1 protein-coding gene is annotated in these 507 nt (G+C 67.7%); it reads right to left on the reverse strand.

Features of this window, described 5'->3' with window-relative positions; all coding sequences use genetic code 4:
- Positions 1–507: AMP-binding protein (locus tag FJM08_RS03420; RefSeq protein ID WP_140031758.1), on the reverse strand; the 507-nt coding region annotated here is incomplete at both ends.

The following is a 507-nucleotide window of genomic DNA, read 5'->3' on the forward strand; positions in this document are numbered from 1 at the left end:
GCTCCAGCCACCGCTCGGCGACCTGGCGCTGCACCGCCATGCCGCCGCCCAGGGTCAGGCGCAGGTCGGTGAAATCCAGCTTGGCGAAATCCGGGTTGTTGACCAGGGCGTTGAACAAGGTATTGACGCCGGGGAAGATATTGATCGGCGCCTGGCGCCAGGCAACGATCAGCGCCGCCTGGTCGCGCGGATTGATGACCAGCAGATTGCGCATGCCGGCATGCATGCCGTAGAGGCCGCAGACCGTCATGGCGAACACGTGGTACAGCGGCAGCGCGCTGATGATCGTCAATTGCCGGCCATGCAGGTCGTGCATCACCGGCTGCGCCACGGCTTCGGTCTGCAGCACGTTGGCTACCAGGTTGCCATGCGACAGCATGGCGCCCTTGGGTACGCCGGTGGTGCCGCCGGTGTACTGCAGCACGGCCAGGTCGTCCATGCCCAGTGCGGGCGGCGTGAACGTGGCGCGCGCGCCGTCGCGCAAGGCATCCGGCAGGCGGTGCGCCC

It is taken from the genome of Metamycoplasma equirhinis (assembly GCF_006385185.1).
Lineage (GTDB): Bacteria > Bacillota_I > Bacilli_A > Mycoplasmatales > Metamycoplasmataceae > Metamycoplasma > Metamycoplasma equirhinis.